This window comes from Umezawaea beigongshangensis, from assembly GCF_016464305.1.
Taxonomy (GTDB): Bacteria; Actinomycetota; Actinomycetes; order Mycobacteriales; family Pseudonocardiaceae; genus Umezawaea_A; species Umezawaea_A beigongshangensis.
Genome location: NZ_JAEIOJ010000009.1, coordinates 22034 through 35340, shown reverse-complemented (window position 1 = coordinate 35340; position 13307 = coordinate 22034). Strand labels below are relative to the sequence as shown.

The 13307-nt window shown below is 72.2% G+C and carries 12 protein-coding genes and 2 pseudogenes; 7 read left to right on the top strand and 7 right to left on the bottom strand.

All coding sequences use genetic code 11. The annotated features are described in order from the left end of the window. The first annotated feature begins 43 nt into the window (after nucleotides 1-43). Complete coding sequence (locus tag IMZ35_RS21515) at nucleotides 44-1441, top strand: MFS transporter (RefSeq protein WP_229372910.1); 1398 nt, start codon at nucleotides 44-46, stop codon at nucleotides 1439-1441. Further along, nucleotides 1438-2679 carry an FAD-dependent monooxygenase gene (locus tag IMZ35_RS21510; RefSeq protein ID WP_199442967.1) on the top strand — a complete coding sequence of 414 codons (1242 nt, stop codon included), beginning with the start codon at nucleotides 1438-1440 and terminating at the stop codon, nucleotides 2677-2679. The genes IMZ35_RS21515 and IMZ35_RS21510 overlap by 4 nt, the downstream gene beginning before the upstream one ends. A 557-nt stretch (nucleotides 2680-3236) precedes the next feature. Here the strand turns inward: IMZ35_RS21510 and IMZ35_RS21505 are convergent. The 3 genes from IMZ35_RS21505 to IMZ35_RS21495 all read right to left on the bottom strand — a co-directional run bounded on the left by IMZ35_RS21505 (nucleotide 3237) and on the right by IMZ35_RS21495 (nucleotide 5969). Continuing rightward, entirely contained in the window at nucleotides 3237-3497 is a 261-nt protein-coding gene (locus IMZ35_RS21505) for a substrate-binding domain-containing protein (protein WP_199442966.1), read from the bottom strand. Between the two features lie 71 nt (nucleotides 3498-3568). After that, entirely contained in the window at nucleotides 3569-5008 is a 1440-nt protein-coding gene (locus IMZ35_RS21500; protein WP_199442965.1) for a carboxylesterase/lipase family protein, read from the bottom strand. Nucleotides 5009-5063: 55 nt separating this feature from the next. Continuing rightward, nucleotides 5064-5969 carry an MBL fold metallo-hydrolase gene (locus IMZ35_RS21495; protein ID WP_199442964.1) on the bottom strand — a complete coding sequence of 302 codons (906 nt, stop codon included), beginning with the start codon at nucleotides 5967-5969 and terminating at the stop codon, nucleotides 5064-5066. A gap of 138 nt (nucleotides 5970-6107) precedes the next feature. On the opposite strand from IMZ35_RS21495, the gene IMZ35_RS21490 reads away from it, so the two are divergent. Next, nucleotides 6108-7019 (top strand): helix-turn-helix domain-containing protein, encoded by a 912-nt coding sequence (locus IMZ35_RS21490; RefSeq protein WP_199442963.1) that lies wholly within the window; start codon nucleotides 6108-6110, stop codon nucleotides 7017-7019. 200 nt (nucleotides 7020-7219) lie between these two features. Here the strand turns inward: IMZ35_RS21490 and IMZ35_RS31840 are convergent. From IMZ35_RS31840 to IMZ35_RS31830, 3 genes and pseudogenes are all read right to left on the bottom strand, one after another. Next, nucleotides 7220-7399 (bottom strand): annotated as a pseudogene (locus IMZ35_RS31840) (MlrC C-terminal domain-containing protein); the annotation flags it as partial. Nucleotides 7400-7493: 94 nt separating this feature from the next. Beyond that, a pseudogene (locus IMZ35_RS31835) lies at nucleotides 7494-7643 on the bottom strand (MlrC C-terminal domain-containing protein); the annotation flags it as partial. Between the two features lie 157 nt (nucleotides 7644-7800). Continuing rightward, nucleotides 7801-8259 (bottom strand): M81 family metallopeptidase, encoded by a 459-nt coding sequence (locus tag IMZ35_RS31830; protein ID WP_199442962.1) that lies wholly within the window; start codon nucleotides 8257-8259, stop codon nucleotides 7801-7803. Nucleotides 8260-8400: 141 nt separating this feature from the next. Between IMZ35_RS31830 and IMZ35_RS21475 the strand changes: the two genes are divergently transcribed. The 4 genes from IMZ35_RS21475 to IMZ35_RS21460 all read left to right on the top strand — a co-directional run bounded on the left by IMZ35_RS21475 (nucleotide 8401) and on the right by IMZ35_RS21460 (nucleotide 12667). Then, nucleotides 8401-8793, top strand: a complete 393-nt coding sequence (locus tag IMZ35_RS21475) for a hypothetical protein (protein WP_199443210.1) — start codon at nucleotides 8401-8403, stop codon at nucleotides 8791-8793. Between the two features lie 52 nt (nucleotides 8794-8845). After that, nucleotides 8846-10237, top strand: a complete 1392-nt coding sequence (locus IMZ35_RS21470; protein ID WP_307868542.1) for a DHA2 family efflux MFS transporter permease subunit — start codon at nucleotides 8846-8848, stop codon at nucleotides 10235-10237. A 437-nt stretch (nucleotides 10238-10674) separates the two neighbouring features. Continuing rightward, nucleotides 10675-11349 (top strand): glycosyltransferase, encoded by a 675-nt coding sequence (locus tag IMZ35_RS30815; protein ID WP_307868541.1) that lies wholly within the window; start codon nucleotides 10675-10677, stop codon nucleotides 11347-11349. A 1-nt stretch (nucleotide 11350) separates the two neighbouring features. Further along, nucleotides 11351-12667, top strand: a complete 1317-nt coding sequence (locus tag IMZ35_RS21460) for an MFS transporter (protein WP_307868614.1) — start codon at nucleotides 11351-11353, stop codon at nucleotides 12665-12667. Nucleotide 12668: 1 nt separating this feature from the next. On the opposite strand, the gene IMZ35_RS21455 is transcribed toward IMZ35_RS21460, so the two are convergent. Continuing rightward, the gene (locus IMZ35_RS21455; protein ID WP_229372909.1) at nucleotides 12669-13307 is read right to left on the bottom strand and encodes a TetR/AcrR family transcriptional regulator C-terminal domain-containing protein; all 639 of its coding nucleotides are present in this window, start codon (nucleotides 13305-13307) and stop codon (nucleotides 12669-12671) included.

Below are 13307 nucleotides of genomic sequence, written 5' to 3'. Positions count from 1 at the left end.
CGGCAGATTCCTCACACACTTTCCCGTCGTAGAAAGGATTCCCATGACCACCACCCCGGCACCTCCGGTGCGCGCGGGGAAGGCCGCGGTCGGGGCTCTCGGCATGCTGGCCCTCGCCAGCGGTGCCCTGGAGTCGGTGGTGCAGCCGACGGTCCCGCTCTTGCAACGCGAACTGGGCATGGGCCCCACCGGAGGGGCGCTGCTCAGCATCCTGCTCCCGATCACCGGCGTACTCGTCACACCGTTGGCGGGCAGGTTCGGCGACCGCTACGGCGGAAAACGAGTCCTGATCCGGCTGATGATCGTGGTGTGCGTCGGCGGCACGGTGTCCGCACTCGCGCCGGGCCTGCCCGTGCTGATGGTCGGCCAGGTCCTGCAGGGCGCGATGGTCGGCGCGCTGCCCCTGTCGTTCATCGTCGTGCGCAAGCACCTGTCCGCGGGAGAGTCGAAGGTGGCCATCGGAGCGGTCAGCGGACTGTTCGTGGGAGGCGGGATGGCGGGCGTGCTGCTGGCCGGGCCCGTGGCGGAACAGCTGTCCCGGCACTGGATGTTCGCGCTGCCGACGATCGCCGTCATCGTGGCCACCCTTCTCGTGAACCGGTTGGTGCCGGCGGATTCGGCGGACCGGTCGGACGACACCGGGGTCGACTGGCCAGGGCTGGTCCTGCTGAGCGGGGTGTTGATCACGCTCATGCTCACGATCAACTTCGCGCTCGACCTCGCTTCGCAGCCGCTCGCGCTGTGCGGCCTCGTCGTGCTTCTGGCCGCACTGGTGGCCGGCTGGATCGCCGTCGAGCGTCGTGCGGCCTCGCCGCTGATCGATCTGCGTGTGCTGGCCCGGCCCACGATGTGGAAGTCGGGTGTGCTGACGTTCACGATCTGCGTCGGCACCTCGATGGCCATCTTCCTCGTCACGCAGCTGTGGAGCGCGTCCGGTGACGGGTACGGTTTCGGGGCCGGCGCCACCGAGATCGGCTTGTTCCTGTTGCCCGGCACCGTGGTCGCGACGCTGGCCGGACCGGTGGGCGGGAACTGGGAGCGGCGTTCCGGCTCACGTTCCGTGGCCACCGCCGGGGTCGTCATCATGACCCTGGCCCTGGTCGTCATGGCGGTCGTGCACACCGAGGCGTGGCATCTCGTCGTCGGCAAGGCGATGGTCGCACTGGCCAACGGCCTGGTCGTCACCGCGATGACGACCGGCATCGCGACCTCCTCCGCGCCGAACGAGACCGGCGTCGCCACCAGCCTGATCCTGGTGGCCCGCGTGCTCGGGATGGCCTCGGGCGGGATGTTCGGTGGTGTGCTCCTCGCCGCCGGGACCCCGTCGGGGTCGGACGTCGCGGCCGAATCGTCGTACACCACCGGATTCGTCGTCGCCGGCGCCGTCACGGCGCTGGCCCTGCTCGTCACCCGCACCATGCACGAGGGAGTCAAGGCATGATCCGCACCGCTCACCTGAAGGACGTTCACAGCACCCCGAGGGGCAGGGTGCTGGTTTCCGGGGCCAGCATCGCCGGTCCCACGCTCGCGTACTGGCTGACCCGCTACGGATACGCGGTCACGGTGGTGGAGCGGGCGGCCGCGGTGCGCAGCGGTGGTTATCCCGTCGACGTCCGCGGCACCGCGCTGGAGGTCGTCCGGAGGATGGGGATCCTCCCACGACTGCGCGACGCGCACATCGACCTGCGCCGGCTGACCTTTCTCGACGGGAACGGCGGTGAGGTGGCCTCGGTCCACCCGCACGCGGTCACCGGCGGCGCCGGGGGAAGGGACCTGGAGGTGCGGCGCGGGGATCTGACCGCCGCGCTTCACCTGGCGGTCCGCGACGACGTGGAGTTCCTGTTCAACGACTCCGTCGACACCCTCGTCCAGTCCGGCGACGGGGTCGACGTCACGTTCCGCGGCGGCGGCCAACGCACGTTCGACCTGGTGCTCGGTGCGGACGGTACGCATTCCCGGACCCGGGAGCTCGTCTTCGGCCCCGAAGAGCAGTTCCACCGGTACCTCGGCTACTGCTTCGCCGTGTTCCCCATGCGCAACACCTTCGGGCTCTCCCACGAGACCGTCATGTGGAACACCCCGGGCAGGGCCGCGGCGCTCTACGCCGTGGGGGAGGACGACGAGCTGCACGCCTTCCTGAACTTCGCCCGGCCGGAACCACCGTCCGACGTGTTCGCGAACCCGCAAGCACAACGGGATCTCGTCGCCGCGGTCTTCGCCGACGCGGGTTGGGAGGTCCCCGGAATGCTGGCCGCCATGCACGAGGCGGACGACGTGTTCTTCGACGGTGTCAGCCAGATCCGCATGCCCCGCTGGCACCGCGGCAGGGTCGCGCTGGCGGGCGACGCCGCGTACGCGCCTTCGTTCCTCACCGGACAGGGTTCCAGCCTCGCGCTCGTCGGCGCGTACATGCTCGCCGGTTCCGTGGCCAGCCGGGACCTCACCACCGGGCTCGCCGCCTACGAAGACGGCACGCGTGAGTTCGTGGCCGCGAACCAGGGGCTGGCCAGCGAGAGCGGCGCCACGCTCTTCCCGACCACCGCCCAAGCCCTGGAACAGCGCAACGACAGGCTGCGCAAGCTCGGCACCACGCCCTCCGCCGAGCCGCGACCGGCCCGTTCGGCCCTCACGCTGCCCGACTTCGTGCCCATGAGGCCCGCGGCCGACACGAGGTACTGATCGACGACGGCTGACCGAGGCCGGCTCAGCACGCCGCGAGCGCAGTCGGCGGGTCGCTCGGCCGGCGCCGTCCAGCAGCCAGCCCGTGCGTTTCGGCGTGCGGAGGTTGATCGCGCTGTCCCGGAGCCGCAGCCCCGGCACGTACTCGCCCAGCTTGCGCTCGACGCGGAGCACGTCGTGCGGCGATCACGTCCAGAAGGTCATGGCGAGGTTGGCGTCGCCGGTGGTCGACACGCACGTCCGCAACTCCGGAAAGGTGGCGAGCGCCTCGATCAACGGCCACGGGGCGGTGATCTACGCGAGTCCACGCTCCCTCAGCTTGGCCCTGTCCCGGCGGAGTCACCGGTTCGCACGAGATCATGGTGCTGGGCGGACACGTCTCGCGTCCGCCGACGGCCGCGAGGGCATCACGGCCTTCGTCGAGAAGCGCACGCCGAGGTTCACCGGACGCTGATCGCGGTACGGAAGCCGGTGGGATCGGCACGACCGATTCCGCCGGTACCACAACGAGTTCGCGGCCACGGCCGCGCACGATCACCGGCCGTTCTCCGGCGGGGTCAGAGTGCGCGGGTCGACTCCCGCAGCACCAGCCGCGGCGCGCCCGGGATCCGGTGGGCAGCCTCCCAGCCCGCCCGCACCACCTGCTCCGGCGCGATCGTCAGCCCGGCTTCGGCCATCGTCTCGAGGTAGCCCTGGTGTCGGCGGACCGCGGTGTCGTGGTGCGGTACGCCGACGAGGTGGCCGATGCGCTCGTGCCCGAGCTCGACCAGGTGACGGGTCGCCAGCCGGGCACCGGCGACGTCCTGGAGCGCGGGCATGTCGGTGAGTCGATCGGGGCGATCGATCGCCCCGCGCTCGGCGATCGATCGCCCCGGAACCGATGGATCTTTCAGCCTCCCAGGGCTTCCGCCTGGGGCCGCTGCGGGTCGTACGCGGCCCAGCCGGGGTCGCCGTGGGTCGCGAAGGCGACCCAGGCGCCGTGCACGCGGGCCGCGAGCCCGGCGGGCGCCGGATCGGGACCGAGCAGACCGGCGTCGCCGTGCAGCCACGGTTCGTCGGCGACGTCGAAGACGAAGGGCAGTTCGACCGTGTGGGTGGCGCCCAGCCGCCCGTCCAACGCCGTCGAGCGGTAGCCGAACGAGTAGGCGTGGGTGCGGCCACCCGACAGCCGGGCGTGGGCATCGGTCAGCCGCGCGGTGCCGGCCCCGAAGAGGCCTTCGCCCAGCACCGCGGAGCGCAGCTCGCCAGGGGTCGCCCCCGGCCGGGCCGCCCGATGGGCCGCGACGACGGCGGTGGGGTCCGAGCCGACCTTCGCCGCGACGGCGAGCACGTCGTCGTCCGTGGACGATTCCAGCTTGCCCTGCGGTACCAGGTAGAGGTGGCCCTCCTCGGTGTTGGTGCCGATGAGCAGGTCGACCTCTCCCGCCGGCCCCTCCGCCAGGGCGTCGGCCGGCTGCACGGGCAGGACCAGGGAGAACGGGCTCAGCTCGACGAGCGGGTCCGTGGCCGTCGCGGTCCGCAGGTCGATCCCCGCGAGATCCGGCAGGATCTCGAGGAACCTCTCGTCCGGGATCTCGGCGAAGGCCTCCGCCGTGGGCGGCACGCCCAGTGCCCCGGCGGCCGCCGCGGTGACCCGGTGCGCCTGCTCGGGGGTGAAGGCGCCGGTGCCGCTGCCGCTCTGGACGATCGCGCGCCGGAACAGCCCCTTGGCTTCCGGCGTCGCCAGCAGAGCTCCGGTGATGGTGGCACCCGCGGACTGGCCGAACAGCGTGACGTTCCCGGGATCGCCACCGAACGCGGCGATCGTGTCCCGCACCCAGCCGAGCGTGGCGAGGACGTCGAGCAGCCCGCGGTTGGCGGGGGCGCCCTCCAGGTCGAGGAAGCCGGGGATGCCGACGCGGTAGTTCACCGTCACCAGCACCACGCCGTCGCGGGCGAACGCCCGGCCGTCGTAGAGCGCGGCGCGGGTGGAGCCGGTGACGAACCCGCCGCCGTGCACGAAGACCATGACCGGCCGCTTCCCGCTGCCGGTGCCGGGCGTGCGGACGTCGACGGTCAGGTACTCCTCGCCGCGCACCCAGCCCGGGCCGAAGTAGGGGATCATGTCGAGCCGCCCGAAGTCCCGGGTCGGCTGCGGCGCGGTCGGCGACGGTGCGGTGGCGTCCCGGACACCGGACCAGCCCGGGTGGGACGCCGGTGGCGCGAACCGGCCGGCGCCCGTGGGTGCCGCCGCGTACGGGACGGCGCGGTAGAGCTCGCCGAAGCGGTCACGAACACCGCGCACGGCGCCCGCCGGGGTCTCGACGACCGGATTTGCCTGCTGGGACACGGGAAACGCTTCCTCTCTCGGGTTGCTGCGGGGCAGGAGACCGGCCCCACCGGGCTCAGGCGATGCGGGAGAAGCCCGCCCATTCCTTGATGGCGAACTTCGACCCGTCGCGCTCGACCTCGGCGCCGCCCCGGCCGGCGAGGTGAGCGGGGAAGACCAGCGCGTTGTCCTCGGCCGCGCGGCCGAGGAGCTTGTGGCGGGTCGCCCGTGCCTCGGCCGGGTCCTCGCAGAAGCAGGAGTTGGTCTCCGGCTCCACGAGCTGCAGCGGGGTGTGCACCAGATCGCCGACGAACAGCGCGCGGTCGCCGCCCGACTCCAGGGTCAGCACGGACGACCCGGGGGTGTGGCCGGGCGCGAGATCCAGCCGGAGGTTCCGGTCGATCCGGTACGAGCCGTCCCACAGGTGGGTCAGCCCGGCCTCGTGCACCGGGGCGACGCTGTCCTCGAAGACGTTCTGGTTGCCGCGACCCAGCACCGGTTCGTGGTTGTTGGCCGGGTTCCAGAAGTCGAAGTCCTGGCGCGTCATCAGGTACTCGGCGTTCGGGAAGGTCGGCACCCAGGTCCGGCCGTCGAGGTAGGTGTTCCAGCCCACGTGGTCGATGTGCAGGTGGGTGTTGATGACGACGTCGACGTCTTCTGGCCGGACTCCGGCGGCGGCGAGGTTGTCCAGGTAGTTCGTGTTCAGCCGGTTCCAGACGGGCGCGTAGGGGCGGTCCTTGTGGTTGCCGACTCCGGTGTCGACGAGGATGGTGCGGCCTTCGCTGCGCAGCAGCCAGGTCTGGATGGCCGAGCGGCATTCGCCGGTGCCGGCGTCCAGGAAGTCCGGGGCGAGCCAGCTCCGGTGCTCGTCCCAGGCGCCCTCGGGGCTCTCGGGGAAGAAGTCCGCGGGGCCCATCTCGACGGAGCCGTAGTACTCCTTGACGCGGGTGACGGTCACGTCGCCCAGCTCGATCTGATCCATGATCACTCCTCGTGAGTCGCGGGCGGTTGCCCTGACCAGGTCGAGCCTGATCGCGTCCGCGCGCGCCGACCAGCCCCGCCTTGTCCTACCCCTGGAAGGGTGTGGCTGGGCGGCGTCGCCGGCGTGGATAGTGGAGCGATGGACGGACCAAGCCCGCTCGGCGACTTCCTGCAGGCACGGCGGGCCGGGCTGCGCCCGGAAGACGTGGGGCTCCACGACCTCGGGCCGCGCCGGCGGGTGGCGGGGCTGCGCCGGGAGGAGCTGGCGCAGCTGGCGGGGGTCAGCGTGTCCTACTACACCCGGCTCGAACAGGGCCTGTCCCGTGGCGCGTCGGCGGAGGTGCTCGCGGCGATCGCCGGCGCCCTGCTGCTCGACGACCACGAGCGGGACCACCTGGAACGCCTCGCCTGGGCCTCCCGCCGGGTACCGCAGGCGCGAAGGCCCCGCCCCGAGAAGCTCGCCGACGAGACGCGGGACCTGCTGCGCTCCTTCGACGGCGTCCCGGCGCTCGTCCTCGGCCGGCGCACGGACGTGCTGGCGTGGAACCCGCTCGGCCACGCCCTGCTCGCCGGGCACGTCGACCCGCTGAGCCCGGAGGACCCCGCGCGCCGGCCGAACACGAGCCGGATGCTGTTCCTGGACCCGCACTGCCGGGAGCTCTACGGGGACTGGCGGCGCAAGGCGCGCGCGGTCGTGGGCAACCTGAGGGTCGCCGTCGGCCGTCATCCGGAGGACCGGCTGCTCGCCGAGCTGATCGGCGAGCTGACGATGAAGAGCCCGGAATTCGTGGCGTTGTGGGGTGACCACCGGGTGACGCCGTGCGACGCCGCCACCTACGACCTGCGCCATCCGGTCGTCGGCACGGTGACCGTCACCCAGCAGACCCTCGTCCTCGCGCGTTCGCCGGGACAGTCCGTCGTGGTGTGCACGACGCCTGCCGGGTCACCGTCGGAGGCGGCCGTGGCCCTGTTGCGGCAGGCGAGTGCGGCGGAGCGGTCCGGCCGGAGTGGTGGACCGGTCCGGCCCGACCGCTCCACCGCCGCCCGGTGACCACCTCGCAGCCCAGCCGCCGTCGCCGTGCCGGCAGGACGATCTCGTGGTGTCCCACCGCGTCGAGGCCGGCACTGGGCAACGCTCGGTGCCTCGTCACGGCTGTCCGCCACCGGGGGCACGCGGACTGATTCCGGCAGCCGACGCCATTCGAGATCGGCGGGATCTGCCGCGACGAGACCGGGGGAGCGGGCGACCACGATCTTCCGGGCGATCGGCTCGAAATTCCCGCGGAAGTGCACCGAGCTCTTCACGACGAGGAGCCGCTGTTCCTCCGCGACGATGCCGACCACCCGGAACAGGGTGCGGTCGAACACCCGGGAGCGCCCGGTCGTCACCGCCACCCGCACGGACCCGGAGCGCAGGCAGCTGCACGGCACCGAGGTCGACCTCGGTGCCGTGCAGCATCGGCCCGTCGAAGCGACGGCGTCCGTCCGACAGCGCCTCGACGACGAACCGGCCCCGCACTGGTTCGTCCCCTGGCACCGCGGGATCACCGCCGATCGCCAGGTCCACCGTGGCGCCGACGCCCGCCCCGGTGGACGTGGCGGCGGCCGCGGGATCGGTGATGAGCCCGAGCGCGCCGGGCTCGTCGCTGTCGGCCGCGAGGAGCGCACGGAGCAGCCCGGTGGTGCGGCCGGAGCCGCCGGCGCCGGGTTGTCCTGCGTGTCGGCGATCTCCTCGACCGGGCCGGTGCCGTACGCCCGCACCACCGGTCCGCAGTCCGGGATGTCGGCCGCAGGGAACTCGGCGGTGAACGACACCGTGGTGCGGTCTCCGCTCAGGGATTTCCAGACCGCCGTGGACAGACCGGGCGGGCCCAGATCGTGCATCCCGCGTTTATCGGGGTCAGGAACGGCACCCGGCGCCACGCGAGCCGGAGCCGTTCGCCGTCGAGCAGCCGGGCGAGCAGGCCGGCGGCCGCCGCCCCCGTCGCGGCCGTGTCGATGTGCGGGTGGGTGCGGTAGCAGACCAGCGCGTCGGCGGCGTCGAACATCCGAGCCGACGTGTTGACGTGCAGGTCCACGCTTGCGACCACCGGCACGCCGGGCCCGGCCGCGGCGCGGACCCCGGCCAGCAGCTCGCCGTCCGCGACCGAGAGGGTTTGCGCTCGACGTGGCCGGAGAGCAGCCCGCAGAGGGGGATCAGCACCGCCTGAACCGCGGAGGCGATCACGACCGCCCCCAGACCGAGCGACCGGCCGAGGCGCGGCGTCCTCGCCCCGAGCGTCCTTTGCCACGCTTGACACCTTAACAAAGTTCAGGCACGGTGAGCGCCAGACGAGTTGAACATCGTTAAGGAGTCTCTGGTGCGTGCAGCAGCAGTCAGCAACCCGGACCGAGGACGGGCACCTGGTCCACAGGGGTCTCGCCCGGTCGCCGTGGGCACGAACCCCGCTGCCGAGGCCGCCTTCGCCTCGCAGGGAGGGGTCGGCACGGACGACGACGCGGCCATCGACCACGTGCAGATCGGCTCGCTCCCCGGGACCGCGGCGCCGCTGCCGACCGCGTTGCTGCGGAGCCGGATCCGGCTGACCGGCAGCGGTGCGGGCTCGGTCTCGAAGGTCCGCACGATCGCCGAGGTTCCCGAGATCATCGCCCGGTTCGGCGACGGGACCTTCGACGCGCCGTACGCCGTCATCCGCTCAGTCGCGCCGGCGAGGCATGGGTGCACCAGGGGCGGACCCGCGCCGTCGTCGTCCCGGACTGACCGGGACCGGTTCGAGGAGTGCGGAGGGCGGCATCGTGCCAGGCGCGCACCGGTCGACGGCTGAAGTCGAAGACGGACCCTGGGCCTCGGGGCAGCTCGGTTCCCGCAACCGCATCGTGATCGGGGTACTGCTGGTCTCCACGTTCGTCGCCTTCCTCAACGAGACGACCATGGGCGTGGCACTGCCGGTGCTCATGACCGACCTGCGGGTCGAGGCGAGCGCAGGGCAGTGGCTCACCACGGGCTTCCTGCTCACGATGTCCGTGGTCGTCCCGGTCACCGGGTTCCTGATCCGGAGGGTGCCCACGCGCACCCTGTTCGCCGCGGCCGTGGTGTTGTTCAGCGCGGGCACGCTGGTCGCGGCGGTCGCGCCCGGCTTCGGCGTGTTGCTCGCCGGCCGCATCGTGCAGGCCGGTGGCACTGCGATCATGATGCCGCTGCTGACGACCACGGTGTTGACGCTCGTGCCGCCGGCCCGCCTGGGTGCCCTGATGGGCAACATCGCGATCGTCATCTCCGTCGCACCCGCGATCGGGCCCGCGGTGTCGGGCGTCGTGCTGGACCTGTTCGGCTGGCGCTACACGTTCTGGCTGGTGCTGCCGATCGCGCTCGCCGTGCTGGGGTTGGGGCTGCGGCGGATCACGAACGTCGGGGAGACCACCGCGGCGCCGATCGACGTGGTGTCCGTGGTGCTCTCCGCGCTCGGCTTCGGTGGCCTCGTCCACGGGTTGAGCAGCCTGGGCCACTCCGGTGGCACGTCGCAGGTCGTGGTGTGGGCCGCATTCGCCGTCGGTGTCGGGGGCCTGGTCGCGTTCGTCGCCCGGCAGCTGGTGTTGCAGCGGACCGACCGCGCCCTGCTGGATCTGCGCGCGTTCCGGTCGCGGACGTTCACGGTCGCGAGCGTGATGATGATGCTGACGACGGCCACGTTGCTGGGCACGTCCGTCCTGCTGCCGATCTACCTGCAGAGCGTGCTGATGCTGGAGCCGCTCACCACGGGCCTGCTGCTCCTGCCGGGGGGTCTGCTCATGGGTGCGCTGGGGTCGGTGGTCGGGCGGCTGTACGACCGGTTCGGCGCGCGGACGCTGCTCGTGCCCGGCACGGTCGCCACCAGCGCGGCGCTGTGGTCGACCACCCTGTTCACCGCCGGGAGCTCGCTGTTGCAGGGGGTCGGGTTCCACCTGCTGCTGTCGGTCGGACTGGCGTTCGTGTTCACGCCGCTGTTCGCCGCGGGCCTGGGGGCGGTGCCGCCGGAGTCGTACTCCTACGGCAGCGCGATCTTCAGCACCGCCCAGCAGCTGGCCGGGGCTGCCGGGGTGGCGCTGCTGGTCAGTGTGCTGTCGGTGCGCTCGGCGGCGCTCACCGCCGAAGGCGTGCCGATCGTGGAGCAGACGGCGGGCGGCGTGCACGCGGCGTTCCTGGTAGCGGCCACTCTGTCGTCGTTCACGATCGTCGGGGCGTTCCTCGTCCGGGGCCCGGCGCCCGGCGGAACACCCACGGCGTACTGACCGCAGCGCCTCTCACCGGATTCCGAACCGCATCGTGATCGCGATTCACCCAGGATCGAGATCGTGGTGGGGTACCTCTCCCCGACCATCCAGGAGTGTCCGTGTCCACGGAACGACCGTGCCCCGTCCGCTGCGCGTCCTGATCGGCGCCGACACCTGCCCACCCGACATCGACGGCGCCGCACGACTTGCCGCAGGCCTCGCCGCTCCTACCGCGTTCCCGGTCAGGACTGATTCCGCGCCTGCCTGCCCGGCCCGGCCGTCGCCGGGGCGCAGCAGGTGCTGCGGGCGGTGCGCCCGGATGCCGTGCACGTGCAGTCGCCCTTCCAGGTCGGATGCGATCTGCTCGCGGTTGCCTTCGGCGTCGGGTACCCGACCGTGGCCACCGACCACCCCATGCCGGAGAACACGCTGCAGCACCCCCCCCGGCGCTGGGCGTGCTCGTCGATCGGGTCTCGCCGTGGGCCCGGCGGGATCTCGCCCGCGTCCACGGGGCTGCCGATGTGGTCACCGCGCCCACGCCCCGGGCGGTCGAGCTGCTCGGCGCCCGCACGGGGCTCTCGGGCCGCGCGGTGTTCTGCATGCCGGGCATCGCCGAGTCGCAGAGCCTGGTGACGCTGGAGGCGATGGCAGTCGGGCGGCCCGTGGTGGCCGCCGGCGCCGTCGCGCTCCCGCACCTCGTGCACCCCGGCCTGCTGTACCGGCCCGGAGACGTGACCGGGCTCGCCACGGCGCTCACCTCCCTGCTCGACGATCCGGCGATCCGTGTGCGGATGGGCGCGGATCGCCGGGAGGCGGCAGCGGCACATGATCTCGACGCGACCCCGGACGCGTTCGAGGACGTGTACTCCCACGTGCGCCGAGGCGTCGCCCGCGTGCGCGTCCGCCGCCCCGTCACGGGCGTGGGGCAGTGGCGCTGCAGACCGAGCGCTTCCCGGAACCGGAGAAGGAAACCCTCGAGGCGGTCGGGCGTTCCCGGCTGCCGCTACCTGGAGAGAACTCATGGTGCAAGGCACGTCGGTAGCGCGCCCGTCGGGTGTCGCGGAAGACAGGTGGAGCGGTCGACTGGTCGGCTGGTTGATGATCCTCGTCGGGGCGAACCTGTTGGCTGACGTGGTCATCGTCGCCCCGCTGCTGGCGTTGCCGGACATGATGCGGCACTTCCAGACCGACCAGGCCGCGTGGCTCAGTTCGAGCGCGATGCTGGCGGGCGCGATGTGGGCGCCGTTGCTCGGGCGCACCGCCGACATCCACGGCAAGCGCCGGATCCTCGTCGTCACCATGCTCGTCACGCTGGCGGGGTCGCTGGTCTGCCTGATCGCGCCGAACGTCGTCGTCTTCGTGCTCGGGCGGTTCCTGCAGGGCGCGACCATGGGGGCGGTGCTGCTCACGGTGGCGATCACCCGCCAGCTCTGCACCCCACGGGTCGGGATGACCGCCGTCGGGGTCGTGACCACAGGCGCGTCGGTACTGGGAATCCCCTTGATGTTCCTGCTGAACCCGGCGATCGACGCGTTCGGCTACCGGAGCGTCTTCGTCGTCGCCACCGCTCTCGCGACGGTCTGCGCGGTCACCGTGCGGCTGTTCGTCCCGGAACCGCCGATCCGCTCCGGCGGGTCGGTCGACGTCGCCGGGGCGCTGCTGCTCGGTTCCGGTCTGATCGCGGTGCTCGGTAGCGTCAGCACGGCCCCGGAGCTGGGCTGGGCGAACCCGGGTCTGCTGGCCGCGCTGGTCGGCGGCGTCATCGCGCTGGTCGCCGGGGTGAGGCACGTGCTGCGGGTCCCCGAACCGATCGTCGACCTGCGTGGGCACAGCGGGTCGCTGGCGTCGACGCTGGCAGCGGTGGCGCTCACGGCCGGCGCGGTGCAGAGCATGTTGCAGCTGATGAGCCTCGTCGCGGAAGTCCCGCCCGAGCTCGGCCTCGGCTACGGCCTCGGCGGTGGCGACGTGGTGCTCGCGTTGTTCGTGCTGTCCGCGGTCGGGATCATGATCGGTGGTTCGGTGTCCGGTGTCCTCGCGTCCCGGATCGGTCCGGCGCGCACGCTGCTCGCCGGGATCGCGGTGGGCGTGCTGGCCACGTTCGGGATGCTCGCGGGCATCTCGGTGCTCCCGGTCGGGCTCGTCTGCGCCACCGTGCTCGGCGTGGCTGCCGGCGCGGGCATCGCCTCCAGTTTCAACCTCGCGACCGTCATGACCCCGCCCGAGCACCACGGTGCGATCGGCAGCCTGGTGGCGGTCGTGCTCTCCGTCGGGTCGGTCGTGCTCAACGTCGTCGGCGTGATGGTGCTCAACGCGACGGCCACCGACACGCTCGTCGCGGAGGTCGCCGCGAACTCCCTGGCCGGGGTGCAGCTCTACATCCTGATGGGTGGCGCGGCGCTCGTCGTGGCCGCGGTGCTCGCGACGGTGCTGGTGCGCAGGCGCGGATGAGTCACGCGTCCAGCCGGGCGGCGATCCCGTCGAGGACCATGCCGAGGTGCCGTTCGAACCGCTGGTCGCCGTCGTCGTGGAGGTGCCCGGCCTCCTTGACCAGTGACGCGCCTTCACCCAGCCAGGCGTCGCGCTGCGTGGTGGAGTAGCGCGTCGGATCGGTCTCGGCGGACTGGCGTCGTTCCTGTTCCTCGATGACGAAGCCGACGACGAAGGCGGTGACCAGGTCGACGGCGTCGTCGGCGTCGTCGGGCTTCCAGCCGACCGCGGTCCAGCGTTCGAACAACGGCTCCTTCATGCGGACCACGTCCGGGTCGGTGATCCGGGTGCCGCTGAAGATGCGGGCCCCGTCGCGGTGCAGCAGGTACTCCGAGCGCAGGACGCGGGCGAAGAAGGTGAGGTCGTCGTGCCAGCCGACGCCGGGCGGGATCGCTGCGAAGGCGCCGGCCACGCGGCGCATGACCTCGGTGGCCATCTCGTCGAGCAGCTCCTGCTTGTTGCGCACGTGCCAGTACAGGGCGGGGGCGCGGACGTCCAGCCGAGAGGCGAGCGCGCGGACGGTGAGGCCGTCCATGCCCTTGTCGTCGAGGAGTTCGAGCGCCGCAGTGACGATCCGCTCCCGGGTGATGCCCTTGGTCAT

Excerpts from the sequence above, each read along its gene's own strand:
- IMZ35_RS21510 (WP_199442967.1), top strand. The coding sequence starts at position 1,438 with ATGATCCGCACCGCTCACCTGAAGGACGTTCACAGCACCCCGAGGGGC.
- IMZ35_RS21455 (WP_229372909.1), bottom strand. The coding sequence starts at position 13,307 with ATGACCAAGGGCATCACCCGGGAGCGGATCGTCACTGCGGCGCTCGAA.
- IMZ35_RS21495 (WP_199442964.1), bottom strand. The coding sequence starts at position 5,969 with ATGGATCAGATCGAGCTGGGCGACGTGACCGTCACCCGCGTCAAGGAG.
- IMZ35_RS21505 (WP_199442966.1), bottom strand. The coding sequence starts at position 3,497 with ATGCCCGCGCTCCAGGACGTCGCCGGTGCCCGGCTGGCGACCCGTCAC.
- IMZ35_RS21490 (WP_199442963.1), top strand. The coding sequence starts at position 6,108 with ATGGACGGACCAAGCCCGCTCGGCGACTTCCTGCAGGCACGGCGGGCC.
- IMZ35_RS21515 (WP_229372910.1), top strand. The coding sequence starts at position 44 with ATGACCACCACCCCGGCACCTCCGGTGCGCGCGGGGAAGGCCGCGGTC.